The 25,244-nt window shown below is 64.1% G+C and carries 24 protein-coding genes; 10 read left to right on the top strand and 14 right to left on the bottom strand.

Going from position 1 to position 25,244, the window contains the following annotated elements; genetic code table 11:
* Positions 1-27 precede the first annotated feature (27 nt).
* The 7 genes from cmk to mtnA all read right to left on the bottom strand — a co-directional run bounded on the left by cmk (position 28) and on the right by mtnA (position 10,541).
* Positions 28-693: a (d)CMP kinase gene (gene cmk, locus B3P22_RS14115; RefSeq protein WP_296271401.1), complete on the bottom strand. Its 666-nt coding sequence runs from the start codon at positions 691-693 to the stop codon at positions 28-30.
* The gene (locus B3P22_RS14110) at positions 690-2,930 is read right to left on the bottom strand and encodes a bifunctional prephenate dehydrogenase/3-phosphoshikimate 1-carboxyvinyltransferase (RefSeq protein ID WP_296271400.1); all 2,241 of its coding nucleotides are present in this window, start codon (positions 2,928-2,930) and stop codon (positions 690-692) included. The genes cmk and B3P22_RS14110 overlap by 4 nt, the downstream gene beginning before the upstream one ends.
* A complete protein-coding gene (gene hisC, locus B3P22_RS14105) occupies positions 2,927-4,036 on the bottom strand; it encodes a histidinol-phosphate transaminase (RefSeq protein WP_296271399.1) in 1,110 nt (369 codons plus the stop codon). Before hisC ends, B3P22_RS14110 begins: the two co-directional genes overlap by 4 nt.
* A gap of 97 nt (positions 4,037-4,133) precedes the next feature.
* The gene (gene pheA, locus B3P22_RS14100; RefSeq protein WP_161866250.1) at positions 4,134-5,228 is read right to left on the bottom strand and encodes a prephenate dehydratase; all 1,095 of its coding nucleotides are present in this window, start codon (positions 5,226-5,228) and stop codon (positions 4,134-4,136) included.
* A gap of 1 nt (position 5,229) precedes the next feature.
* The gene (serC, locus tag B3P22_RS14095) at positions 5,230-6,315 is read right to left on the bottom strand and encodes a 3-phosphoserine/phosphohydroxythreonine transaminase (protein ID WP_197859337.1); all 1,086 of its coding nucleotides are present in this window, start codon (positions 6,313-6,315) and stop codon (positions 5,230-5,232) included.
* Between the two features lie 156 nt (positions 6,316-6,471).
* Positions 6,472-9,240 (bottom strand): DNA gyrase subunit A, encoded by a 2,769-nt coding sequence (gene gyrA / locus B3P22_RS14090; RefSeq protein ID WP_296271398.1) that lies wholly within the window; start codon positions 9,238-9,240, stop codon positions 6,472-6,474.
* A gap of 224 nt (positions 9,241-9,464) precedes the next feature.
* Entirely contained in the window at positions 9,465-10,541 is a 1,077-nt protein-coding gene (gene mtnA / locus B3P22_RS14085) for an S-methyl-5-thioribose-1-phosphate isomerase (RefSeq protein ID WP_296271397.1), read from the bottom strand.
* 160 nt (positions 10,542-10,701) lie between these two features.
* Here mtnA and B3P22_RS14080 point away from each other — a divergent pair, with 160 nt between their 5' ends.
* The 6 genes from B3P22_RS14080 (at position 10,702) to B3P22_RS14055 (ending at position 15,561) form a co-directional block, all read left to right on the top strand.
* Complete coding sequence (locus B3P22_RS14080) at positions 10,702-12,021, top strand: TRZ/ATZ family hydrolase (protein ID WP_296271396.1); 1,320 nt, start codon at positions 10,702-10,704, stop codon at positions 12,019-12,021.
* Between the two features lie 168 nt (positions 12,022-12,189).
* Positions 12,190-12,888: a bifunctional 2-polyprenyl-6-hydroxyphenol methylase/3-demethylubiquinol 3-O-methyltransferase UbiG gene (ubiG, locus tag B3P22_RS14075; protein WP_296271395.1), complete on the top strand. Its 699-nt coding sequence runs from the start codon at positions 12,190-12,192 to the stop codon at positions 12,886-12,888.
* Entirely contained in the window at positions 12,885-13,565 is a 681-nt protein-coding gene (gene mupP / locus B3P22_RS14070) for an N-acetylmuramic acid 6-phosphate phosphatase MupP (protein WP_296271394.1), read from the top strand. Before ubiG ends, mupP begins: the two co-directional genes overlap by 4 nt.
* 86 nt (positions 13,566-13,651) lie before the next feature.
* Entirely contained in the window at positions 13,652-14,392 is a 741-nt protein-coding gene (locus B3P22_RS14065; RefSeq protein ID WP_197859331.1) for a YciK family oxidoreductase, read from the top strand.
* Positions 14,367-14,597: a hypothetical protein gene (locus tag B3P22_RS14060; protein WP_296271393.1), complete on the top strand. Its 231-nt coding sequence runs from the start codon at positions 14,367-14,369 to the stop codon at positions 14,595-14,597. Before B3P22_RS14065 ends, B3P22_RS14060 begins: the two co-directional genes overlap by 26 nt.
* A gap of 37 nt (positions 14,598-14,634) precedes the next feature.
* Positions 14,635-15,561 carry a GGDEF domain-containing protein gene (locus tag B3P22_RS14055; protein ID WP_296271392.1) on the top strand — a complete coding sequence of 309 codons (927 nt, stop codon included), beginning with the start codon at positions 14,635-14,637 and terminating at the stop codon, positions 15,559-15,561.
* A gap of 72 nt (positions 15,562-15,633) precedes the next feature.
* Here B3P22_RS14055 and rluB read toward each other — a convergent pair whose 3' ends face one another.
* Positions 15,634-16,788, bottom strand: coding sequence for a 23S rRNA pseudouridine(2605) synthase RluB (rluB, locus tag B3P22_RS14050; protein ID WP_296271391.1), 1,155 nt, complete (start codon positions 16,786-16,788; stop codon positions 15,634-15,636).
* 198 nt (positions 16,789-16,986) lie between these two features.
* On the opposite strand from rluB, the gene B3P22_RS14045 reads away from it, so the two are divergent.
* The gene (locus B3P22_RS14045; RefSeq protein ID WP_296271390.1) at positions 16,987-17,865 is read left to right on the top strand and encodes a DNA-3-methyladenine glycosylase family protein; all 879 of its coding nucleotides are present in this window, start codon (positions 16,987-16,989) and stop codon (positions 17,863-17,865) included.
* A gap of 3 nt (positions 17,866-17,868) precedes the next feature.
* Positions 17,869-18,366: a methylated-DNA--[protein]-cysteine S-methyltransferase gene (locus tag B3P22_RS14040; RefSeq protein WP_296271389.1), complete on the top strand. Its 498-nt coding sequence runs from the start codon at positions 17,869-17,871 to the stop codon at positions 18,364-18,366.
* A 6-nt stretch (positions 18,367-18,372) separates the two neighbouring features.
* Here the strand turns inward: B3P22_RS14040 and B3P22_RS14035 are convergent, their stop codons facing one another.
* From B3P22_RS14035 to aroC, 5 genes are all read right to left on the bottom strand, one after another.
* Positions 18,373-18,930, bottom strand: coding sequence for a histidine phosphatase family protein (locus tag B3P22_RS14035; protein ID WP_296271388.1), 558 nt, complete (start codon positions 18,928-18,930; stop codon positions 18,373-18,375).
* Entirely contained in the window at positions 18,927-19,118 is a 192-nt protein-coding gene (locus tag B3P22_RS14030; protein WP_197859325.1) for a PLDc N-terminal domain-containing protein, read from the bottom strand. The genes B3P22_RS14035 and B3P22_RS14030 overlap by 4 nt, the downstream gene beginning before the upstream one ends.
* Positions 19,119-19,220: 102 nt before the next feature.
* On the bottom strand, positions 19,221-19,760 hold the full coding sequence (locus tag B3P22_RS14025) for an acireductone dioxygenase (RefSeq protein WP_296271387.1): 540 nt from the start codon (positions 19,758-19,760) through the stop codon (positions 19,221-19,223).
* Between the two features lie 16 nt (positions 19,761-19,776).
* The gene (locus B3P22_RS14020) at positions 19,777-20,928 is read right to left on the bottom strand and encodes an MFS transporter (RefSeq protein ID WP_296271386.1); all 1,152 of its coding nucleotides are present in this window, start codon (positions 20,926-20,928) and stop codon (positions 19,777-19,779) included.
* A gap of 13 nt (positions 20,929-20,941) precedes the next feature.
* Positions 20,942-22,033: a chorismate synthase gene (gene aroC, locus B3P22_RS14015; RefSeq protein WP_296271385.1), complete on the bottom strand. Its 1,092-nt coding sequence runs from the start codon at positions 22,031-22,033 to the stop codon at positions 20,942-20,944.
* 124 nt (positions 22,034-22,157) lie between these two features.
* Here aroC and B3P22_RS14010 point away from each other — a divergent pair, with 124 nt between their 5' ends.
* Positions 22,158-23,150 carry an alpha/beta hydrolase gene (locus B3P22_RS14010; protein ID WP_296271384.1) on the top strand — a complete coding sequence of 331 codons (993 nt, stop codon included), beginning with the start codon at positions 22,158-22,160 and terminating at the stop codon, positions 23,148-23,150.
* Between the two features lie 36 nt (positions 23,151-23,186).
* Positions 23,187-23,987: a hypothetical protein gene (locus B3P22_RS14005; RefSeq protein ID WP_296271383.1), complete on the top strand. Its 801-nt coding sequence runs from the start codon at positions 23,187-23,189 to the stop codon at positions 23,985-23,987.
* A gap of 261 nt (positions 23,988-24,248) precedes the next feature.
* Here B3P22_RS14005 and prmB read toward each other — a convergent pair whose 3' ends face one another.
* Positions 24,249-25,169, bottom strand: a complete 921-nt coding sequence (prmB, locus tag B3P22_RS14000; RefSeq protein ID WP_296271382.1) for a 50S ribosomal protein L3 N(5)-glutamine methyltransferase — start codon at positions 25,167-25,169, stop codon at positions 24,249-24,251.
* Positions 25,170-25,244: the final 75 nt, after the last annotated feature.

Raw genomic sequence — 25,244 nt, 5'->3', positions numbered from 1 at the left:
TCTTCGATTTAAAGCAACCGAAAGTCCTTACCCGGCGAGATCGCGATCGGCGACCTCACGCAGAATTCGTTCAAGCACTTGCTCGATGGAAAGTTCGGTGGAATCCAGCACGATCGCCTCGGCTGCCGGCTTCAACGGAGCCACCGCACGCTGGGTGTCGCGCTCGTCGCGCGCCCGTATCTCCTCGAGAAGACTCGCGAGGTTAACATCATCGCCCTTGGCCTTCAACTGCAGGTAGCGGCGACGGGCACGCTCCTCGGCGCTCGCCGTCAGGAAAACCTTCAACGGCGCGTCGACGAAAACCACCGTGCCCATGTCTCGGCCGTCAGCCACCAGGCCTGGCATTTCCTGAAACGCGCGTTGACGCTCCAGCAATGCCTCGCGTACCGCTGGCAGCGAAGCCACCATCGAAGCGCCCGCCCCCACCTGTTCATTGCGAATGGCATCGGTGACCTCTTCGCCCTCGAGAATGATGCGCTTGTCGATGAACTGCACATCCAGATGAGCGGCCAGCTGTTTGAGCGCTTCCTCGTTGGTCAGGTCGATGCCATGGTTGCCGGCCGCAAAGGCCAGCAGACGATAGAGCGCGCCGGAGTCGAGCAGATTCCAGCCCAGCTGCTTGGCAAGCAGCGCGCAAAGCGTGCCCTTACCTGACCCGCTCGGGCCGTCGACGGTGATTACCGGGGCGCTCATACCATGCCCTCTTCGGCGACATTGATGCCCACCTCAGCCGCCAGGGCGAGGAAGTTGGGGAATGACGTCGCGACGTTGGCGCAATCGTGGATGCGGATCGGCGCACTGGCGCGCAGCGAAGCGACGCTGAAGGACATGGCGATGCGGTGGTCGCCATGCGCCCAGACTTCTCCGCCCCCCATGGCACCGCCTTCGATGATGATGCCGTCCGGGGTCGGCTCGGCCTTGACGCCCAGCGCAATCAGGCCGTCGGCCATGACCTGGATGCGGTCAGACTCCTTGACCCGCAGCTCTTCGGCGCCGCGCAGCACGGTGCGACCCTCGGCGCAGGCTGCTGCCACGAACAGCACCGGGAATTCGTCGATGGCCAGCGGCACCAGGTCTTCTGGAATATCGATACCCTTGAGCTTGGCCGCACGCACGCGAATGTCGGCCACCGGCTCACCGCCCACTTCGCGCTGGTTTTCCAGCGTGATGTCGCCGCCCATCAGTTTGAGGATATCGATCACGCCGGTACGGGTCGGGTTGATGCCGACGTGCTCCAGCACCAGCTCGGAACCTTCGGCGATGCTCGCCGCGACCAGGAAGAAGGCCGCCGAGGAGATATCAGCCGGCACCTCGATGCGCGTGGCGCTGAGCTTGTGCCCGGATTCAACGCTCGCGGTGCTGCCTTCCACGCTCACCGGGTAGCCGAAACCGCGCAGCATGCGCTCGGTGTGATCGCGGGTCGGCGCCGGCTCGGTGACCGAGGTACGGCCCGCAGCGTACAGGCCGGCCAGCAGCAGGCAGGATTTGACCTGGGCACTGGCCATCGGCATTTCGTAATCCATGCCGGTTAGGCGTTGACCGCCCTTGATGGTCAGCGGCGGGCGACCTTCCGGGCCGGTCTCGATCACCGCTCCCATTTCCCGCAACGGCCTGGCCACACGGTTCATCGGACGCTTGGACAGCGAGGCATCGCCGGTCAGCGTGGTGTCGAACGGCTGCGCCGCCAGCAAACCGGAAAGCAGACGCATGGAGGTACCGGAGTTGCCCATGTACAGCGGGCCGGCCGGCGCCTTGAGACCATTGAGGCCAACGCCATGAATGGTCACCCGACCGTGATGCGGGCCCTCGATCACCACACCCATGTCGCGGAACGCCTGCAGCGTAGCCAGGGCATCTTCGCCTTCGAGAAAACCTTCCACCTCGGTGGTGCCTTCAGCCAGCGAACCCAGCATGATCGAACGGTGAGAGATGGATTTGTCACCAGGTACGCGGATACGTCCGGACAGGCTGCTACCAGGTTTTGCCAGGAAAATCAGATCGGTCGAGTGCATAGCGTCCACATAGGCCCTGCGGGCCAGAATTTTGCTGAAATGTTCGCGGGCAACGCGGGCACGCGTGAACACGCCCAGCAGTTGATGCCCATCCCCGGCGACGACCGCGTCGCGCAAGGCGTCGAGGTCGTCGCGAAACGTGTCCAGTGTGCGCAGCACCGCCTCGCGGTTGGCGAGGAAGATATCGTGCCACATCACCGGATCACTGCCGGCGATCCGCGTGAAGTCGCGGAAACCACCAGCGGCATAGCGGAAAATTTCCAGGTTCTCGCTGCGCTTGGCCAGCGAGTCGACCAGGGTAAAGGCCAGCAGGTGCGGCAGATGGCTGGTGGCGGCGAGCACCTGGTCGTGATGCTCCACGTCCATCGACTCGACGTCCGCGCCCAACTCACGCCACAAGCCTTCGACCAGTGCCAGCGCCGCTTCGTCGCTTTGCTCACAGGGCGTCAGGATCACCTTGTGACGGCGGAACAGCTCGGCATTGGCGGCTTCCACGCCGCTCTGCTCGGACCCGGCAATGGGATGCCCAGGCACCAGACGCACGGCCTTGCCGGGAAACGCTAGGCGCGCAGCGCGCACGACATTGCCCTTGGCGCTGCCCACGTCGGTCAGCACGGCATTGCCCAGATCGAGCCTGGCCAGTTCAGCGAGCACCTTTTCCATGGCCAGGATAGGCACAGCCAGCTGAATGACCTCCGCCCCCTGACAGGCGGTGGCCAGGTCGCTCTCGCAGCGATCGACGACCCCCAACTGCACGGCCAGGCGACGCGACTCGGCGTCCAGATCGACACCCACCACCTCACGACACAGGCCACGCTCACGCAGCCCCTTGGCGAAGGAACCACCGATCAGGCCAAGGCCGACCACCACCAGGCGGCCGATCTTAGGGGCGTTCGATTGCACTGCAGTGACAGTCACGCCGCCAGCACCTTGGCCAAGGCCTCGAGAAAGCGCGCGTTCTCTTTCGGCAGGCCGATGGAGACGCGCAGGAAGTTGGGCATGCGGTAACCGGCCATCGGCCGTACGATCACACCTTCACGCAACAACGCCTGGTTGATCGCAGCGGTATCGCGGCCGAAGTCGACAGCGATGAAGTTACCCTTCGATGCAATCCAGCTCAGCCCCAGCGCGCGCAAGCCTTCTTCCAGCTGCTGCATGCCGGCATCGTTGAGGCGACGGCTCTCGGCAAGATAGTCGGCATCGGCCAACGCCGCGCAGGCTGCGGCCAGAGCGAGACTGTTGACGTTGAAGGGCTGACGAACGCGGTTGAGCACATCGGCGATCGCCGGCGAGCTGATGGCGTAACCCACACGCAACGAAGCCAGGCCATAGGCCTTGGAGAAAGTGCGCGAAACCAGCAGGTTGGGATAGCGCGCCAGATAATCCAGGCCGTCCGGCAGGTCATCACCTTCGGCGTATTCGATATAAGCCTCGTCCAGCACCACCAGCACGGACTCCGGCACCTTGGCCAGGAAAGTTTCCAGCGCCTGCGGGCCGAACCAGGTACCGGTCGGATTATTGGGGTTGGCGATGAAAACCACGCGCGTGTTGTCATCGATGGCCGCGAGCATCGCCTGCAGGTCGTGACCGTAGTCCCTGGCCGGCACGATCTTGCCCTGAGCACCGACTGCCTGGGTGGCAATGGGGTACACCGCGAAGGCGTAATCGCTGAACACGGCATTGAGGCCGGGCGCCAGATAGGCGCGGGCGACCAGCTCGAGGATGTCGTTGGAACCGTTACCCAGGGTGACCTGCGCGGCGTCGACACCATAGCGCGCCGCCAGCGCGGTCTTTAGGGTGAAACCGTTGCCGTCCGGATAGCGGGTCAGCTCGTCCAGCTCGGCACGGATCGCCGCCAGCACCTTGTCGCTGGGGCCGAGCGGGTTCTCGTTGCTGGCCAGTTTGACGATGCCTGCCGGATCGAGTCCCAGCTCGCGGGCCAGTTCATCGACTGGCTTGCCGGGTACGTAGGGAGACAGCTTTTGCACGCCTGGCTGGGCCAGGGTCAGGAAATCGCAACTCATTACAAAACCTCATTGTCTCGACCGAGCGCCACAGGCTTCATAGGAGCGAACTCAGTCACGAACATCGCGACTAAAGCCGCTCCTAAGGGACGCGGAGTTACAGCACCGCCTTCGGATATGACCCCAGCACCTTGAGCGCCACGGCTTCCTGGGCGAGCTTCTCCAGCACGTCCTTGATCAACGGATCACGGTGATGGCCGATGAAGTCGATGAAGAACACGTATGTCCACTTGCCGCTGCGCGACGGGCGGGTTTCGATGCGAGTCAGGTCGATGCCGTTGTTATGAAACGGCACCAACAGCTCATGCAGCGCGCCCGGCTTGTTGCGCATGGAGACGATGATCGAGGTCTTGTCGTCGCCGGTCGGCGGCACTTCCTGACTGCCGATAATAAGGAATCGCGTGGAGTTGTCCGGGCGATCTTCGATCTTCTCGGCCAGCTTGGTCAGGCCGTACAGATTGGCGGCCATATCGCCGGCGATGGCCGCGCTGTTCCATTCGCTCTTGACCCGCTTGGCGGCGTCGGCGTTGCTGGAGACCGCCACGCGCTCGACGTTCGGGTAGTGCGCGTCCAGCCACTTGCGGCACTGCGCTAGCGACTGGGCATGAGAATAGATCCGAGTGATCTTGTCGGTCTTGGTGGTCTCGCCTACCAGCAGGTGATGGTGGATGCGCAGCTCCACCTCACCGCAGATCACCATGTCATGCTCGAGGAAGCTATCCAATGTGTGGTTGATCGCGCCTTCGGTGGAGTTCTCCACCGGCACCACGCCGAAGTTCACCGCACCGGCGGCCACTTCACGGAACACCTCGTCGATGGCCGCCATCGGCACGCTGATCACGGCATGGCCGAAGTGTTTCATCGCCGCGGCCTGACTGAAGGTGCCCTCGGGGCCGAGGTAGGCGACCTTCAGCGGGTTCTCCAGGGCCAGGCAGGAGGACATGATTTCGCGGAACAGCCGCGCCATCTCCTCGTTACCCAGCGGGCCCTGGTTGCGCTCCATGATGCGCTTGAGCACCTGAGCCTCGCGCTCAGGGCGGTAGAAGACCGGCGACTCGCCTTCCTTCAGTTCCTTCATTTTCACCCGCGCCACTTCTTCGGCGCAGCGCGCGCGGTCGCTGATCAGCTCGAGAATGCGCTCATCGAGATTATCGATGCGCACACGCAGCGCCTGCAGTTCCTGCTCCGACATGTCAGCCATGCTCCTTCTCGAACTCGGCCATGTAGGCCACCAGCGCCTCGACCGCATCCAGACCGACGGCGTTGTAGATCGAGGCACGCATGCCGCCTACCGAGCGATGGCCCTTGAGGTTGAGCAGACCGCGCTCATCGGCGCCGGCGAGGAAGGCCTTGTCCAGCTTCTCGTCAGCCAGGCGGAACGGTACGTTCATCCAGGAACGCGCGTTATGGGCGATGGGGTTGCTGTAGAAATCGCTGCCATCAATGGTCTTGTACAACAGATCCTTCTTGGCGCGGTTGATGCGCTCCATGGCCTCTACGCCGCCCTGCTCCTTCAGCCACTGGAAGACCAGGCCGGACAGGTACCAGGAATAGGTCGCCGGGGTGTTGTACATCGAGCCGTTGTCGGCGGAGATCTTGTAGTCGAGCATGGTCGGGCAGCTGGAACGGGCGCGACCGAGCAGGTCTTCACGCACGATGACCACCACCAGGCCGCTCGGGCCGATGTTCTTCTGCGCGCCAGCGTAGATCAGACCGAACTGCGACACATCGAGCGAGCGCGAGAGAATGTCCGAGGACATGTCCACCACCAGCGGGGTATCGCCGACCTGAGGCACCCAGTCGAACTGCAGACCGCCGATGGTCTCGTTGCTGCAGTAGTGCACGTAAGCGGCGTCTTTCGACAGCTGCCAGTCGTTCTGCCCGGGAATGGCGAAATAGTCGTGCGCCTTGGCGCTGGCGGCGACGTTGATCGCGCCGTAGCGACGGGCTTCCTCGATGGCCTTCTTCGACCAGATGCCGGTCTCGACGTAATCCGCCACGCCGTCTTCCGGCAGCAGGTTCAGCGGTATTTCGGCGAACTGCTGGCTGGCACCGCCCTGCAGGAACAGCACCTTGTAGTCGTTGGGCACAGCGAGCAAATCGCGCAGGTCCTGCTCGGCCTGGCTGGCAATGGCCACGTACTCGTCGCTGCGATGGCTCATCTCCATCACCGACAGGCCCTTGCCTTGCCAGTCGAGCATCTCGGCCTGGGCGCGTTGCAGTACAGCGGTCGGCAGCGCGGCCGGGCCGGCGCAGAAGTTAAAAGCTCGCTTGCTCACGTCTGTCTCTCTCAGATTCACAGAACGCCACCACCAGGCGATGGCATGTCACACTGCTTGCCGATGGGTATCGCTGCGCTCAACCCATCCCAGTTTCCGTGGGAGGCGCTTTAGCGGCGACAGTCGCGGCTAAAGCCCCTCCCACGGAGCCCAACTTTATTCCTCGCTGCCTTCCTCGGCATCGGCGACCGGTGCGTCGGCGCTTTCGGCGACTTCAGCACCCTCTTCACCTTCGACCAGTTCGTCCTCGTCCACCGGCGTCGGCTCCTGCACGCGCTCCAGACCGACCAGGGTCTCGTCCTTGGCCAGCTTGATCAGGGTCACGCCCTGGGTGTTACGGCCGGAACTGGAGACCTCGTCGACGCGGGTACGCACCAGGGTACCCTGGTCGGAAATCAGCATGATTTCCTCGCCGTTCTGCACCTGGATGGCGCCGACCAGCTTGCCGTTACGCTCGCTGGTGACCATGGCGATTACGCCCTGGCCGCCACGACCGCGCCGCGGGAACTTGCCCAGGCCGGTGCGTTTGCCGAAGCCGCGCTCGGAAGCCGTGAGAATCTGTGCGCCAGACTCAGGGATCAGCATCGAGATCAGTTCCTGATCCTTGCCCAGGCGCATGCCGCGCACACCGCGGGCAGTACGACCCATGGTGCGCACCTTGCTCTCGGCGAAGCGCAGCACCTTGCCGGCATCGGAGAACAGCATGACTTCCTTGGCGCCATCGGTAATAGCGGCGGCGATCAGGGTGTCGCCCTCTTCCAGCTTCAGCGCGATCAGGCCGGCGCTGCGCGGACGGCTGAACTGCACCAGCGGGGTCTTCTTCACCGTACCGAAGGCGGTAGCCATGAAGATGAACGCGCCGGTCGGCTCGGCGACCAGTTCAGGGGTTTCGCCCTCGACTTCTTCGACTTCCTCGGCCTCGACCACCTCGGTGGCTTCGCCTTCGATCACCACGCCTTCGTCGTCCAGGTCCTCGTCGGCGCCAGCGCTCTGCTGCAGGGCCTCGAGGTCGATCTGCAGCATCGCGGTGATGCGCTCACCCTCGTCCAGCGGCAGCAGGTTGACCAGCGGACGACCGCGCGCAGTACGCGAGGCCTCAGGAATCTCGAAGGTACGCAGCCAGTACACCTTGCCCTTGCTGGAGAACAGCAGCAGGGTCGCGTGACTGTTGGCGACCAGCAGGTGCTCGACGTAGTCCTCGTCCTTCACACCGGTGGCGGACTTGCCCTTGCCGCCGCGACGCTGCGCCTCGTAGGCGGCCAGCGGCTGGCTCTTGGCATAGCCACCGTGGGAGATGGTGACGACACGCTCCTCCTCGGTGATCAGGTCGGCAATGGTCAGATCCAGACGCGAAGCGATGATCTCGGTGCGACGCTTGTCGCCGAACTCGGCCTTGACCTTCTCCAGCTCTTCGCGGATGACTTCCATCAGGCGCTCGGAGCTGGTCAGGATACGGATCAGTTCGCCGATCAGGGCGAGGATTTCCTGGTACTCGGACAGCAGCTTCTCGTGCTCAAGGCCAGTCAGGCGGTGCAGGCGCAGCTCGAGGATGGCCTGGGCCTGCTCAGGCGACAGGTAATACTTGCCATCACGCAGGCCGTATTGCTCATCCAGCCCTTCCGGACGGCAGGAATCGGCGCCAGCGCGCTCGACCATGGCCTCTACGGCGCTGGACTCCCACGCCGCAGCGAGCAAGCGCTCCTTGGCCTCGGCCGGGGTCGGCGAGCTCTTGATCATTTCGATGACCGGGTCGATGTTCGACAGGGCAACGGCCTGACCTTCGAGGATGTGGCCGCGCTCGCGCGCCTTGCGCAGCTCGTAGACGGTACGCCGGGTCACCACCTCGCGGCGGTGACGGATGAACACCTCGAGCATGTCCTTGAGGTTCATGGTCTTCGGCTGACCGTCGACCAGCGCCACGACGTTGATGCCGAACACGCTCTGCATCTGGGTCTGGGCGTACAGGTTGTTCAGCACCACGTCCGGCACTTCGCCACGACGCAGCTCGATCACCACGCGCATGCCGTCCTTGTCGGACTCGTCACGCAGCTCGGTGATGCCTTCGATCTTCTTCTCTTTGACCAGCTCGGCGATTTTCTCGATCAGACGCGCCTTGTTCAGCTGGTACGGCAGCTCGGTGACCACCAGCTGCTGGCGACCACCGACCTTGTCGATGTCCTCGACCTCGACGCGGGCGCGGATGTAGATGCGCCCGCGGCCGGTGCGGTAGGCCTCGATGATGCCGGCGCGGCCATTGATAATCCCCGCAGTGGGGAAATCGGGGCCGGGGATGTATTGCATCAGCTCATCGACGGTCAGCTCGGCGTTATCCATCAGCGCCAGGCAACCATCGATCACCTCTGTGAGGTTGTGCGGCGGGATGTTGGTGGCCATGCCCACGGCGATACCGCTGGAGCCGTTGACCAGCAGGTTCGGCACCTTGGTCGGCATGACGGCCGGAATCTGCTCGGTGCCATCGTAGTTGGGCACCCAGTCGACGGTTTCCTTCTCCAGGTCGGCCAGCAGCTCGTGGGCCAGCTTGGTCATGCGCACTTCGGTGTATCGCATGGCCGCGGCGTTGTCGCCGTCCACCGAGCCAAAGTTGCCCTGACCGTCGACCAGCAGGTAGCGCAGGGAGAAGTCCTGCGCCATGCGCACGATGGTGTCGTAGACCGCGGTGTCGCCGTGCGGGTGGTATTTACCGATCACGTCACCGACCACACGGGCGGATTTCTTGTAGGGCTTGTTCCAGTCGTTGCCCAGCTCGCTCATGGCGTAGAGCACACGACGGTGGACCGGCTTCAAGCCATCGCGCGCATCCGGCAGCGCACGCCCGACGATCACGCTCATTGCGTAGTCGAGGTAGGACTGTTTCAGCTCGTCTTCGATATTGACCGGGAGGATTTCTTTGGCCAGTTCGCCCATGAGAAGCCTGGTTCCTTTTTCTGGTGAAACTCCGCGTCATTCTTCCGGAACGCCATGGAGCACGTCGCGATAGCGTCAGGCCATCAGCGACTCACGACAAATCAACGAGTTATGTCACGATTCGATGCAGTGAAGGTGGCTGCGGTCAGCCCCCTTGAAAACTGCCGGAGATTACCACAAAGCGTGCCACACACCTACCCCGCGAAGGCGTACGCGCGGCGGCGTCAATGCAGGCGCTTGCGGCACATCAACTGCGCCATCTTGGTATTGTCGGGGCGCTCGACCACACCCTTCTCGGTCACGATATAGTCGACCAGATCAGCCGGCGTCACGTCGAACACCGGGTTCGCCGCATGCACCTCGGCCGCCACACGCTGGCCTGCCACCTCCAGCAGTTCGCAACCGTCACGCTCTTCGAGCAGAACGTCTTCGCCGCTTTCCTTACTCATGTCGATGGTCGAACTCGGCGCCACCACCATCAGGCGCACGCCGTGGTGCATGGCATTGACCGCCAGTTGGTAGGTGCCGATCTTGCTGACGACATCACCGTTGGCAGTGATTCGCTCGGCCCCGACGACGACCCAGGTGATGCCCTTGGTCTTCATCAAGTGAGCGGCGGCCGCATCGACATTGAGACTGACCGGCACGCCATCGCCAGCAAGCTCCCAGGCGGTCAGCCGTGAGCCCAGCAGCCAGGGGCGGGTCTCATCGACATGGACATGCTCGATCAACCCTTCCAGATGCGCTGCACGAATCACCCCCAGCGCAGTACCAAAGCCACCCGTGGCCAGCGCACCGGCATTGCCGTGGGTCAGCAACACCTGCGAGTTACCCTGGTGCCGGCGGATCAGCTCCATACCCAGCTGCGCCATGGTCAGATTCGCCTCACGATCGCTGACATGAATACCGACCGCCTCGGCTTCCAGCAGCGCGAGGGCATCGTCGCCTTCCTTGAGTCGCGCCAGACGCTCACGCATGCGTTGCAACGCCCAGGACAGATTCGCCGCCGCCGGACGCGAGCGCTCCAGACAGGCAAAATCTTCCTCCAGTGCCTTACGCCAGTCTCCACCAGCCTGCAGCCGAACGCGGGCGCCCAGCACCAGGCCATAGGCTCCGGCGATACCGATGGCCGGCGCACCGCGCACCACCATGTCGCCAATCGCGTCGACCACCTGAGCAGCTGTATCGCAGCGCAGCCAGACCTGCCGATGCGGCAACAGGCGCTGATCGAGCAGATACAGCGCGCCATCACGCCACTCGATCGCCTGAACCTTCTCCACCGCCAGCAATTGCTCGCGCATCGCGCACTCCACCTGATAACCGTCAAAAAAGCCGCGGATTATACTCAGACAGGCAGATACCAGCCGAACAATCCGGCACATCCCCACGACTTCAAGCTACGCGCGTTCATCTATACACTGGCGACCTTCCCAGACCCACCCAGTCACACGGACCCAGCCTATGCCCCAAGCCCCACTCGACCTGTTGCTGCTGCCCACCTGGCTGGTGCCCGTGGAGCCGGCCGGGGTCGTGCTGCGCGACCATGGCCTGGGCATCCGCGATGGGCAGATCGCGCTGATTGCGCCACGCGACGAGGCGCTGCGCCATCCGTCAACGGAGGTGCGGGAACTCCCCCAATACCTGCTCGCCCCGGGGCTGATCAACACCCACGGCCATGCGGCGATGACACTATTACGCGGCATTGCCGACGACCTGCCGCTGATGACCTGGCTGCACGAACACATCTGGCCCGCCGAAGGTCGGTGGGTCGACGAGGACTTCGTCCGCGACGGCACCGATCTGGCCATCGCCGAGCAGATCAAGGGCGGCATCAGCTGCTTCTCCGACATGTACTTCTACCCGCAGGTGGCCGCCGAGTGCGTGCACAACGCCGGCGTGCGGGCACAGATCACCGTTCCCGTGCTGGATTTCCCGGTGCCCGGCGCCCTCAACGCCGCCGAGGCGCTGCGCAAGGGCCTGCAACTGTTCGATGACCTCAAGCAGCACCCGCGCATCCGCATCGCCTTCGGCCCGCACGCGCCGTATACGGTGAGTGACGACAAGCTCGAGCAGATTCGCGTGCTGGCTGACGAGCTGGATGCCGGCATTCATATGCACGTGCACGAAACCGCCCAGGAAGTGGCCGAAGCCGTCGCCAAGCACGGCGAACGCCCATTGGCGCGCCTCGCTCGCCTCGGCCTGCTCGGCCCGCGCTTCCAGGCGGTGCACATGACGCAGATCGATGACGAGGATCTGGCGTTGCTGGTGGAGCACAACTGCAGCATCGTGCATTGCCCCGAGTCCAACCTGAAACTGGCCAGCGGCTTCTGCCCGGTCGAGCGCCTGTGGCAGGCCGGCGTCAACGTCGCCATCGGCACTGACGGCGCGGCCAGCAACAACGACCTCGACCTGCCCGGTGAAACCCGCACCGCCGCCCTACTGGCCAAGGCCGTCGCTGGCTCTGCCACCGCCCTCAATGCCCACAGCGCCCTGCGCATGGCGACCCTCAATGGTGCCCGTGCACTGGGCCTGGACACCCAGACCGGCTCGCTGGAGCTGGGCAAACTGGCAGACATCGTCGCCTTCGACCTTTCCGGCCTGGCCCAGCAACCGATCTACGACCCGGTCTCGCAGCTCATCTACGCCAGCGGCCGCGACTGCGTGAAGCATCTTTGGGTCGGCGGCAAACAACTGCTGGAGGATGGCCGCCTGACGCGCATGGACGAAGGCGAACTGATCGCCAAGGCCAGGGAATGGGGAGCCAGGATTGCCAAAAGGTAGCCCGGATGAAATCCGGGAAGAATGCAGCCGCCCCGGATTGCATCCGGCTACGCTCACGGAACGACTGCGACAAACTGACATACATTGAACGAATCCACGCCGCCCAATGCCCGTTCCCAAACTGGCAACATAGCGGCAATACGCTTTCCAGCTTTGAAAGAGATGCTTATGAGCAACGTCGACCGCGCCGAAATCGCCAAATTCGAGGCCCTGGCACACCGCTGGTGGGACCGCGAAAGCGAGTTCAAACCTCTGCACGACATCAACCCGCTGCGGGTCAACTGGATCGACGAGCGCATCAGCCTGGCCGGCAAGCGTGTGCTGGACGTCGGCTGCGGCGGCGGCATCCTCAGCGAGGCCATGGCCCAGCGCGGCGCCACCGTCAGCGGTATCGACATGGGTGAGGCACCGCTTTCGGTCGCCAGGCTGCATCAGCTGGAGTCGGGCGTCGAAGTCGACTACCGGCAGATCACCGCCGAAGCCCTGGCCGAGGAAATGCCGGGCCAGTTCGACGTGGTCACCTGCCTGGAGATGCTCGAGCACGTGCCCGATCCGTCTTCGGTCATCCGCGCCTGCCACAAGCTGGTCAAGCCAGGCGGCCAGGTGTTCTTCTCCACCATCAACCGCAACCCCAAGGCCTACCTGTTCGCGGTGATCGGTGCCGAGTACATCCTGCGCCTGCTGCCGCGCGGCACCCATGACTTCAAGAAATTCATTCGCCCGTCCGAACTGGGCGCCTGGAGCCGCGCAGCCGGCCTCGAGGTCAAGGACATCATCGGCCTGACCTACAACCCGCTGACCAAGCACTACAAATTGGAAGCCGACGTCGACGTCAACTACATGATCCAGACGCTGCGCAAGGAGTGAACCGCATGCGTTTGAAAGCAGTTCTTTTCGACATGGACGGCACCCTGCTCGACTCGGCGCCGGACTTCATCGCCATCACCCAGGCCATGCGCGCCGCTCGCGGCCTGCCACCGCTGGCCGAAAAAGCCATTCGTGACCAGGTATCCGGCGGCGCGCGCGCCATGGTCGCCCGCGCCTTCGACGAGGCCCCGGACTCGGCCGCCTTCGAAGCCCTGCGCCAGGAGTTTCTCGAGCGCTATCAGGAACATTGCGCGGTGCTCACCCGCCCGTTCGACGGCATCGAGGCCCTGCTCGGCGATATCGAGCAGGCGCGCCTGCTGTGGGGCGTGGCCACCAACAAGCCGGTACGCTACGCCGAGCCGATCATGCAGCGCCTGAATCTGGCCGAGCGCTCGGCGGTACTGGTCTGCCCGGATCATGTCGAACAAAGCAAACCCGCGCCGGACATGCTGCTGCTCGCCTGCCAGCAGTTGGGCGTCAAACCCGAGGAAGTGCTGTTCATCGGCGACGACGAACGCGACATCGAATCGGGACGCGCCGCTGGCTGCCGCACCGTAGCGGTCACCTATGGCTATATTCACCCTGAAGACAACCCGCGCAATTGGGGCGCCGACGTCGTCGTCGATCACCCATCGGAGCTGCGTGCGGTGCTCGACCGCGCGCTCTGCGGCTGCTGATCACGTAGGGCGGGTGAAACCCGCCATTCTCCCATTTGGCGGGTTGCACCCGCCCTACTCTCAATAGCTCTGCGAAGGATCCCCACATGTTCGACTACACCGCCCGCCCCGACCTGCTCAAGGATCGCGTCATCCTGATCACCGGTGCCGGCCGCGGTATCGGCGCAGCCGCCGCCAAGAGCTTTGCCGCTCATGGCGCTACCGTGTTGCTGCTGGGCAAGACCGAAGCCAATCTGAGCCAGGTATACGACGAGATCGAGGCCGCCGGTCACCCGCAGCCGGTGGTGATTCCCTTCAACCTGGAAACCGCACTGCCGCACCAGTACGACGAACTGGCAGTGATGATCGAGAACGAGTTCGGCCGTCTCGACGGCCTGCTGCACAATGCCTCGATCCTCGGCCCGCGTACGCCACTGGAGCAGCTCTCCGGCGACAACTTCATGCGCGTGATGCACGTCAACGTCAATGCCATGTTCATGCTCAGCAGCACCCTGTTGCCGCTGCTCAAACTGTCGCAGGATGCTTCCGTCGCCTTCACCTCCAGCAGCGTCGGTCGCAAGGGCCGCGCCTACTGGGGCGCCTATGCGGTTTCCAAGTTCGCCACGGAGGGCCTGATGCAGGTAATGGCCGACGAGCTGGACGGCATCGCCACCGTGCGCGCCAACAGCATCAACCCGGGCGCGACCCGCACCGCCATGCGCGCACAGGCATATCCTGGGGAGAACCCGGCAACCCGTCCGCAGCCCGAAGAGATCATGCCGCTTTACCTCTATCTGATGGGCCCGGACAGCAAGGGCGTTAATGGCCAGGCGTTCGACGCTCAATAACCACCGGGCCGTGGCCCGCGTCAGAACAGCAGGCCACGGCACGACAGAAATCCGCCGCAACCCTTGCCAAGCGGCAGCACATTGCCAGCACTGCCGCCAGACAACCGGCAAGAGATTGCCGATCAGCTTGCTGAAAAACACCCAACTCATTGAATTAAAAGGGATTAAATCAATTAAGAAACAGTTGGCATGGAATTCGCTCTAACCCTCTTGTCGCACCATCGCGCCAGAGGTTCAGCTCCATGGTTCCCCCCAGCCACTCCAACACCATCGATTTCGACGCGGCCAAGCTGCAGCGTCTCGGCTTTACTGCCAGCCGCAACCTGCCGCTCAAGCCCGCCAGCCTGGTGGAGCTGCGCCATCATCTGAGCCTGCAGCTGCAGACCAGCCTGGATGTGGAGCGCATCCTCAACCTGTTCTCTCGCGAAGTGCAGCGCCTGGTGCCGCTCGACGCACTGGCTTTCCAGCATCCCTCCCACGACCTGCGCCTGGAGCTGGGTGAGCGTGCGCCGCATTCGGCGGGCTATCGTCTGAGCCATGAGGGGCAATACCTGGGCGAACTGATCTTTCGCCGCAAGCAGCGCTTCGCCGAGGACGAGCTGATTCAACTGGAGTCGCTGCTGGCCAGCCTGCTGTTCCCGCTGCGCAACGCCCTGCTCTACCGCACCGCGCTGCAAAGCGCATTGCGCGACCCGCTGACCGACACCGGCAACCGCATCGCCATGGACCAGGTGCTGCAGCGCGAGGTGGACCTGGCCCGGCGCAATCTGCAGCCGCTGTCTCTGCTGATGCTCGACATCGACCACTTCAAGAGCATCAACGACAGCCACGGCCATGCGCTCGGTGACGAAGTGCTGAAGGCGGTCGCCCAGACCCTGAAGAACCAGCTGCGCAATATCGATATGGTTTTTCGCTTCGGCGGTGAAGAGTTTCTGGTGATCCTCTCCGGCACCAGCCGTGAGGGAGCGGCGCTGGTGGGCGAGCGCCTGCGCTTTGCGGTGCTGGAACTGCAATGCCTGGATGCCGGCCGCCCGATCGACGTCTCCATCAGCCTCGGTTGCGCCAGCCTGTTGCCGGGCGAGTCCGCCGAAAGCCTGCTGCGCCGAGCTGATAACGCCCTTTATGTGGCCAAGCGCGAAGGTCGTAATCGCCTGTCCATGGCCGGCTGAAAGCAGCGAGGCCAGGGATGAACTCCGCGCTTGAATGAAAAAAGGGACTCTGCGGAGTCCCTTCTTCGTTTATCAGCGTTTGCGACCAAAGCCTGGGCGCTGGCCATCACTCGATGGCGGGCGCTTGCCCGGCGCCGCAGGACGCGGCTTGCGCGCCGGACGCTCGGACAGCTCCACGGCCGGACGTGGCTGACGCTTCTTCACATCACTCGGACGCTCGGCAACCGGCGTACCACGGCCACCCTCACGACGCTCAGCGCTTTCCTTGCGGCCGCGCGGCGCGCGCTGCTCGGCATCTTCACGGCGCGGCGCACGGCTCGGGCGGGCGCCCTCGGCACCCGCTTCGTCCTTCGCCGGACGCAGCACGCGCTTGCCACGCACTTCGACCGGCTTGGCTGACTTGCGCTGCAGACGGTCGAGCTTGTCGCGGGTCTTTTCCTTCATCGCCGGCAACGCCTGCGGTGTCAGGCCGACCTCGGCGCTGAGGATGTCCACTTCGCGCTGGTCCATCTCGCGCCAGCGGCCCATGGTCAGTTCGGAGGTGAGGAATACCGGGCCGAAACGCACGCGCTTCAGGCGGCTGACCACCAGCCCCTGGGACTCCCACAAACGACGCACCTCACGGTTACGCCCTTCCATCACCACGCAGTGATACCAGTGGTTGAAGCCTTCGCCACCGGGCGCTTCCTTGATATCGGTGAACTTCGCCGGACCGTCTTCGAGCATGACGCCAGTCTTGAGGCTTTCCAGCATGCCCTCGGTGACCTCGCCACGCACACGCACCGCGTATTCGCGGTCCATCTGATAGGACGGGTGCATCAGGCGGTTGGCCAGTTCACCATCGGTGGTGAACAGCAGCAGGCCGGTGGTATTGATATCGAGACGACCGATGTTGATCCAGCGACCTTCTTTCGGACGCGGCAGTCGGTCGAACACAGTGGGACGGCCCTCCGGGTCGTCACGAGTGCAGATCTCGCCGTCAGGCTTGTTGTAGATCAGCACGCGGCGAACCGAACCGGTGATCTCTTCACGCTTGAGCAGGCGGCCATCAAGGGCGATGGCGTCGTTGGCGTCGACGCGCTGACCCAAGGTCGCAGCGGCGCCATTGACCTTGACCCGACCTTCGGCGATCCAGGTCTCTATCTCGCGACGCGAGGCCAGCCCGAGGCGGGCCAGAACTTTCTGCAGTTTCTCGCCTGCAGGACGCGGTTGTTCGTGCTCAGTCATCTTGGGCACCTCCCGGTGTAGTAGTTGATGATCGAAGGGGCGCGCATCATACGCGCTGCAAAGCTCTTAGGGTAGGTGATGTTGTCCTGCTGTCCACTCTGAACGCCATCGCCAGACGGTCGGCGAGGCGATCGCTACTCCGGTTTGAAAGTCATCTTCACGCTGACAAGTCGCCAAGGCCGAGCTAGGGTGCCAGCCATGAACATCATCACGCTGCTTCTACCCTATCTACCACCGTGGGACTGGCAACAGTTCCATGGCCACTTCGCCCTGCGCGCGATCCCAGGCCTTGAGTCGCTGAGCACAGGCAGCTACAGCCGCGGTTTCAGCATCGACGGCACCTCAGGCTGGCTTCAGGTGGCGCCGCTGCCGGGGCAGAACGCGCTGGAGCTGCGCTGCCGCATCGCATCGCCCGCGCATCTCGACCAGCTGGAGCAGCGCGTGCGGCGCATGTTCGATCTCGATAGCGAGCCGGAAGCGATTGCCCGCCACCTGAGCACTGACGAGCTGCTCGCACCGCTGCTGCTGCGCAACCCTGGCCTGCGATTGCCAGTGGCGTTCGATCCTTTCGAGCAGGCGGTGCGCGCCATCGTCGGCCAGCAGGTTACGGTCAAGGCGGCAGTCACCATAGTCGGGCGCCTTGTGCAGCGTGTCGGCACGCCAATCGAGACGCCACAGGCGCTGGGCATCAGCCGCCTGTTTCCGACGCCGCAGGCGCTGGCCGAAGCGGATCTGACCGGCATCGGCATGCCCGGAAAGCGCGTGCAGTGTCTGCAGCATTTCGCTGCACGCATTGCCGACGGCAGTCTGCAACTGAGCCTGCGCGACGGCAGCGCGGCTTTGATCGAGCAACTATGCGCCCTGCCCGGTATCGGCCCGTGGACGGCTGAGTACATCGCCCTGCGCGCCTTCGGTGAGGCCGATGCCTTTCCCGCCAGCGATCTTGGCCTGCTCAAGGCGCCAGTGTGGGGAACCGGGGGCATCGACGCCCGTCGCCTGAAAATCCGCGCCGAAGCCTGGCGCCCGTGGCGGGCCTACGCCGCTGCGCATCTCTGGCATTGCTATTCGGGAGGCTGAGCCATGCATTACCGTCATCACGACAGCCCCATCGGGCCATTGTTTATCGCAGGCGACGAAAATGGCCTGCAGTTGCTATTGATGGAACTGGACAGCCGACCCTGGCGCATCGAGGAAAGTTGGCAACCCGCCGGCCGCGAACTGGACGCCGTATGCCGCCAGCTCGATGAATACTTCGCCGGCAAGCGCCGCCAGTTCGACCTGCGTCTGGCGCCCAGGGGCACCGCGTTTCAACAGGCTGTGTGGCAGGCGTTGCAGGCCATTCCCTATGGCCGCACCTGCAGCTACTCCGACCTCGCCGGCGTGATCGGCCGACCACAAGCCGTGCGTGCGGTGGGAACGGCCAACGGCGCCAATCCGATCTCCATCATCGTGCCCTGCCACCGTGTGATTGGCCGCAATGGCAGCCTCACCGGTTATGCCGGCGGCCTGCCGCGCAAGCAGCAGTTGCTGGAGCTAGAGGGCGTGTTGCAGCCTGTGCAGGCGCAACTGGCTTGGTAGCCGTTTCTATGGCGCGGGGATACGCGCCAGCGGTTCAGCGCGCAAGCGCAGTGGCAAAGCAAGGATCAGCCCTTCACCCGAAGCAGGGAAGATGCCGGTCAAGGCGGTGATGTTTACCTGGTGGGAAATCAACACCAAGGGGGCACCAGCTGGCAATTCGTTGATCAGGCGAATCAGCTCGGCAGTCTGCTCGGCGCCATCCTCGGGTTGCCCGAAGAACGAATCCAGCGCAGCGAAGGGTTGCACCGGGCCGCGCTGCATGCCGCTGGCGGTATCCAACGCACGGCACCAGCGGCTGCTGAGCAACCGTGGTCGCTCGATGCCCTGACGCGCGAGCAGCTCGCCCCAGCGCCGTGCCTCGGCGCGCCCTTGCGCATTGAGGTTGCGCTGGGTTGCGCATTGCCCGAGACGAAAATTGGCCGGATCGCCGGTACCCGGCGCCGTGGCATGGCGCATGAGTATCAGCGCGCGGCCCTCACGCAGAGCCTGCCAGGCATCGGCAGTTTCTGCCGCTGCGCCCCAGAGCGGCAGCAGCACCAGAGCCAGCAGCCAGAGGCGACTCACAGTCTGACGTTGCCGCGCGGTCCCATCAGCGCCCAGATGATCAGGCCGAGCACCGGCAACAGCACGATCAGCAGAATCCACAGAATCTTGATGCCCGTTTCGGCATTGCTCTTGATCACGTTGATGATGGCCCAGATATCCAGGGCCAGGATGACCAGGCCAATCAGCCCATTGAACATAGAACCCATGACGACACTCCTGTCTGAAAGGTTGCCTTCATAGGATAGTCGGCGCCCAGCCGGGGTTCCCGCAGGGTTTGCCCCATATCAGGCGCGGCATGGGGCTAAGCGTCAGTCCCCCAGGCGTGGAAAGCGCCTGGCGATATCGTCCCCGGTGCGCTCCGGCGTCTCGTCATTCTCGCCCAGGCGCACCACCAGCGCATGCGGCTCCTCGCCGATGTCAAACCAGTGGCGAGTGCCGGCCGGCAGGGTCAGTAGGTCGCCACGCTCGCCCTGCAGCACGTAGACGTAGCCTTCCAGGTGCACGCTGAGCTGGGCGAAACCGCCGAGAAACAACCAGGCGCAGGCCGAGGCCTGTACCTGCTCATCCAGATGGCGTGCACGCAGCTCCAGCTTCTGCGGATGGTTGCGCTGCACGTTGAACAGCTCCTGCTGCACATGACCTTCCTCGCCCATCAACGCCTGCAGCCAGAGGCCGTAAGCCGTATCGAACTCCGCCTGCTCGCAGCCGGGGCGCAACGCGGCCGGCAGCTCCACCTGGCGATAGTCGATGCCTGCCGCCGCCATGGTGCTGGCGATGTCATCGGCGTGGTTCAGAACCTTGTTCGGCAGTTCCGGTGAGGTATGCAGGTGGACGGCGAGGCTGCTCATGAAGGGTTCACTCGATTCAGGGCCGCTCGGGCGGCAGACGGGTGGCAATGACGTAGGCTGCGAGCAAGGCTACCAGACTGGCGATGGCGAAAGTCCAGGCCGGGCCCAGGCTCTTCCAGCTGTAACCGGCATACAGCGCGCCAAGCGCACCGCCGATGCCGGCCAGGCTGACGTAGAGTGCCTGGGCCTGTCCCTGCTGGCGGTCGGCGAAACTGCGTTGTACGAAGTGGATACACCCGGCATGGAAGGCGCCGAAGGTGGCAGCGTGCATGCACTGCGCCAGCAGCAACACCGGCAGGTACTGGGGCAGACTGCCCAGCAGCAGCCAACGTACGGCGGTGATCAGAAAGCTGGCCAGCAACACCGCGCGCAGCGAGTATCGCTGCAGCAGCCGCGCCATAACCAGGAACAGCAGGATCTCCGCCACCACCCCCAGCGCCCAGAACAGGCCGATGGCGCCGCGGCTGTAGCCAACGCCCTCCAGGTGCAGGGTCAGAAAGGTGTAGTACGGACCGTTGCTCAACTGCATCAGCCCAACGCAGATGTAGAACGCGAGAATGCCGGGGCGCCGCAACTGGCGCAGAAAACCCTCAGGCTCCAGTGTGCTCGGGCGCAGCACAGGCTCTGCGTTGGGCACCCAGACACTGCTGATGACGATACCGGCCATGATTACCAGCAGCGCCGCCGGATAGGCATCCAGGCTCAGCCACTCGAACAGCAGGCCGAGGCCGACCACAGCGACGATAAAACCGATGCTGCCCCACAGGCGAATCTGGCTGTAGCGCGCCGCCTGCTCGCGCAGATGGGCCAGGGTGATGACCTCGAACTGCGGCAACACCGCATGCCAGAAAAAGGCATGGGTGGCCATGATTAGCGCCAGCCAGGCATAGCTCTGCCCGAGAAAGATGCCAGCGAAGCAGACCAGGGTGCACAACGCGCCGAGGCGCACGATCAGCAGGCGCTGGCCGGTGTGGTCACCCAACCAGCCCCACAGATTCGGCGCCAGGCAGCGCATCAGCATGGGAATGGCGATCAGTTCGCCGATCCGCGCCGGGGAAAAGCCCAGGTGATCGAAGTACAGCGCCAGAAACGGCGCCGTACCCCCAAGCAGGGCGAAATAGAAGAAATAGAAACCGGAAAGCCGCCAGTACGGCAGGGCCGTGCTCATGCCACAGTCCGGATCACAGCTGCGGCAGCACCGGCGTGGTGACGTTCACGTCGGCGTTCTGCGCGCGGTGACGCAGCAGGTGATCCATCAGCACGATGGCCATCATCGCTTCGGCGATCGGCGTGGCGCGGATGCCGACACACGGGTCGTGACGGCCCTTGGTGATCACGTCCACCGGGTTGCCGTCGACGTCGATGGAACGCCCCGGCGTGGTGATGCTGGAGGTCGGCTTGAGCGCCAGGTGGGCGATGATCGGCTGGCCGCTGGAGATGCCACCGAGGATGCCACCGGCGTTGTTGGAAACGAAACCCTCCGGGGTCAGTTCATCACGGTGCTCGGTGCCACGCTGGGCGACGCAGGCGAAGCCGGCGCCGATCTCCACGCCCTTGACCGCGTTGATGCTCATCAGCGCATGGGCCAGCTCGGCGTCGAGGCGGTCAAAAATCGGCTCGCCAAGGCCCGGCATCACCCCTTCGGCGACTACGGTGATCTTCGCGCCGACCGAATCCTGGTCACGACGCAATTGATCCATATAGGCCTCCAGCTCCGGCACCTTGTCCGGATCGGGGCTGAAGAAGGCGTTCTCCTCCACCGAATCCCAGGTCTTGAACGGAATCTCGATGGGGCCGAGCTGGCTCATATAGCCACGGATGACGATGCCCTGGCTGGCCAGGAATTTCTTGGCGATGGCCCCGGCCGCCACGCGCATGGCGGTTTCGCGCGCTGAGCTGCGGCCACCGCCACGGTAGTCGCGGATCCCGTATTTGTGGTGGTAGGTGTAGTCGGCGTGGGCCGGGCGGAACAGATCCTTGATCGCCGAGTAGTCCTTGGACTTCTGGTCGGTATTGCGGATCAGCAGGCCGATGGAGCAGCCGGTGGTCTTGCCCTCGAACACGCCGGAGAGGATTTCCACCTCGTCGGCTTCCTGGCGCTGCGTGGTGTGGCGGCTGGTGCCCGGTTTGCGGCGGTCGAGGTCGCGCTGCAGGTCTTCCAGGGAGATCTCGACACCGGGCGGGCAGCCGTCGACGATGGCGACCAGCGCCGGGCCATGGCTTTCGCCAGCGGTGGTGACGGTGAACAGCTTGCCGTAGGTATTGCCGGACATGGGAAGACGCTCCGCGAGATTCAGCACAGGCCTGCCACTGCGCAGGCCCGATTCACAAGGTGGGCGAGTATACCTGCCACCTACTTGCAGTTCACCCCGAACCTTGCTCGTTCGGATGCGTCCAATGCCAGTCTGCCACTACCCTACCCTCATCATGCTGCGAGCTCTGCTCTTGTCCCTCACCCTGATCATTGGCCTGGCCCAGGCCAGCACCACCCGCCAACAGCCCATCAGCCTCGACACCGACCAGGGCACCCTCTACGGCAGCCTGCTCGTGCCGCAAAGCGACAAGCCGGTGCCGGTGGCGCTTCTGATCGCCGGCTCCGGCCCCACGGATCGCAATGGCAACAATCCCGAGGGCGGTCATAACGATGCACTGAAGAAGCTGGCCCAGGTCTTGGCGCGCAATGGCATCGCCAGCCTGCGCTACGACAAGCGCGGCGTGGCCGCCAGCCGTGCCGCCACGCCAAATGAAAAGGACCTCAGCGTCGAGCGCTACGTGGCCGATGCCGAAGGCTGGGCCAGGCTGCTCAGGGACGATCCACGTTTCGAGCGGCTGATTCTCATCGGTCACAGCGAGGGCGCGCTGGTCGCCAGCCTGGCCGCGCCTGCCGGCCAGGCCGACGCACTGGTTTCGATTGCCGGCCCCGCCTACCCCATCGGCCAGGTGCTGGACATGCAACTGGCCATGCGCCTGCCACAGCCGTTACTGGACGAGAGCCGGCACATTCTCGCCAACCTGATCCGCGGCAAGCTGCAGCCCGAGGTGCCGGAGGAGTTGCAGGTGGTCTACCGCCCCAGCGTGCAGCCTTACCTGATCAGCCTGCTGCGCCAGGACCCGGCGGAGAACTTCGCCGCACTGCAGATTCCCGCGCTGATCGTGCAGGGCACCCACGATGCCCAGGTCAGCCCGGACAACGCCGAGGTGCTCAAGCAGGCCAAGCCCGACGCCGAGCTGGCGCTGATTCCCGGCATGAACCATGTCATGCGCATCACAGCCGCGGCCTGGAACGAACAGGTAGCGTCCTATGACGATCCACAGCTACCCTTGGCCCGTGCGCTGGGCGAGCGGATCGTCGCCTTTATTCGCTCCAGTGCTGAGGAAAACGGCCGATAACGCATCGAAGGCCGCCGAACAGTACACAGGACGCCCATGAGCGAAAATCCAGCCCCACAGGCGCAAGCCGCCGACGCCGAAGCAGTTGCAGGCGAAACGCCTGCTGCGCCGCATCCCTGGTCTGATCTGCCAGCCGAGCAGTTCAGCCTGCTGCGTCTGGCGCCGCTGCCCGTCGACCGCGAAACCGGGCCCAGGCCGCTGCGCTTCGTCCAGCTCGGCCGGGTAGAACGGCACGCCAAGGACACCAGCCTGTTGCGCCTGACCATCCAGGTGCCCGGCCAGCGCCTGCATCGTCAGACCAACCTGTTGGAAGTCTGGGCCGACCATCAGAACAAGGAGGTGCGCTTCGGCCCGGACAAGGGCCTGAGCGTAGAGCCGGCCAATCGCGGCCTGGGGCGCTTCCTGATGGCCCAGGGCATCGCCTGGGCACGCAAGCATTACGCACACTACCAGGTGGAAGGTGGCGCCCTGCCGACCAAGGACAACTTCAACGAGGCGGCTCGCGCTCGCCGAGACCACGCGCTGAAGGCGCAGGGTTTCACCATCGAGTACAGCGACCCGTTGCAGCTCAAACCTTTCTACAGCGCACCGCGGGTCAGCTCGCTGCACGGTGACTGGCACGCCGAAAAGGTGCAGATCGTCGAACTGCTCGACGCCGCCGCGATGCTGCAGCAGGCCGACCAGACACTGCAGGAGCAGGACGTAAAACTGCGCAAGCTGGAAGACCGAGTCGATCGCCTGAAGCGCGAAGACAGCGGCCTGCGCTTCACCATCACCTGCCTGGTGGCGTTCAGCCTGTTTCAGGCGGGGCTGCTGATCTGGATCGCCACGCGCTGATTCATCGCGGCTGAAGCCGCTCCTACAGCCCGTAGGGTGGATCGCGCTCTATCGATCCACCGTTGTGGTGGATGTGAAAAGCGACATCTACCCTACGCAACTACGCGCCCCCTGTAGGAGCGAATTCATTCGCGATCATGACGATTTATATGCCTGACGCCTTTCGCGGATAAATCCGCTCCTACAGGCCGTGCAGCCACATCCATCCGCTGCCGGGCCTGATTTTTTGTGGAGCGGCTTCAGCCGCGAAAAAAAATCCGATCAGCCCTTCACACGCGAACGAAAAAGCTCCTGATGCTCGCGGCACTGCTTGGCCGCCAGCAGGTACACGCCGTGCCCGCCGCGCTGGAAGTCCAGCCAGGTGAAGTCCACTTCCGGGTACAGCGCCTCGACATGCACCTGGCTGTTGCCCACTTCGACGATCAGTACGCCGCGTTCGGTCAGGTGATCCGCCGCTTCGGCCAGCATGCGCCGTACCAGATCCAGGCCATCCGCGCCACAGGCCAGCCCCATCGCCGGTTCGTGCTGATACTCGGCCGGCATGTCGGCGAAATCCTCGGCGTCGACATAAGGTGGGTTGGACACGATCAGATCGAAACGCTGCCCAGGCAATTCGGCGAAACCATCGCCCTGCACGCAATAGACGCGCTCCTCCAGGCCATGGCGCTCGATGTTGAGGTTGGCCACCTCCAGCGCATCGAACGACAGGTCGCCCAGCACCACTTCTGCTTCGGGGAATTCGTAGGCGCAGGCGATGCCGATGCAGCCGGAGCCAGTGCACAGGTCGAGAATGCGCGCAGGCTCGGCAGGCAGCCACGGAGAGAAGTGGCAATCGATCAACTCGGCGATTGGCGAGCGCGGTACCAGCACGCGCTCATCGACCACAAAGGGCAAGCCGCAGAACCAGGCTTCGCCCAGCAGGTAGGCAGTAGGAACGCGCTCTTCAATGCGGCGCTTGAGCAGTGCCTGCAGGTGGGCATGCTCGTCGTCTTCCAGGCGGCAATCGAGGTAGGCGTCGGAGATTTCCCAGGGCAGGTGCAGCGCACCGAGCACCAGTTGGCGCGCCTCGTCCCAGGCGTTGTCGGTGCCGTGGCCGAAGAACAGTTGCTCGGCCTGAAAACGGCTGACAGCCCAGCGGATGTAATCACGCAAGGTGCGTAAACGGGCAGTGAGAGCGGTCACGGGCGGCCTCCGAATGAAAAGTGCGGAAGTTTAGCCCAGGGCGGTAGCCAGCGCATGAACGATGGGTTAACGAGT

The organism is Pseudomonas sp. UBA6323, assembly GCF_002439135.1.
GTDB lineage: Bacteria > Pseudomonadota > Gammaproteobacteria > Pseudomonadales > Pseudomonadaceae > Aquipseudomonas.
The sequence above is the reverse complement of the archived record's forward strand: the minus strand, read 5'-3'. Positions and strand labels throughout refer to the sequence as shown.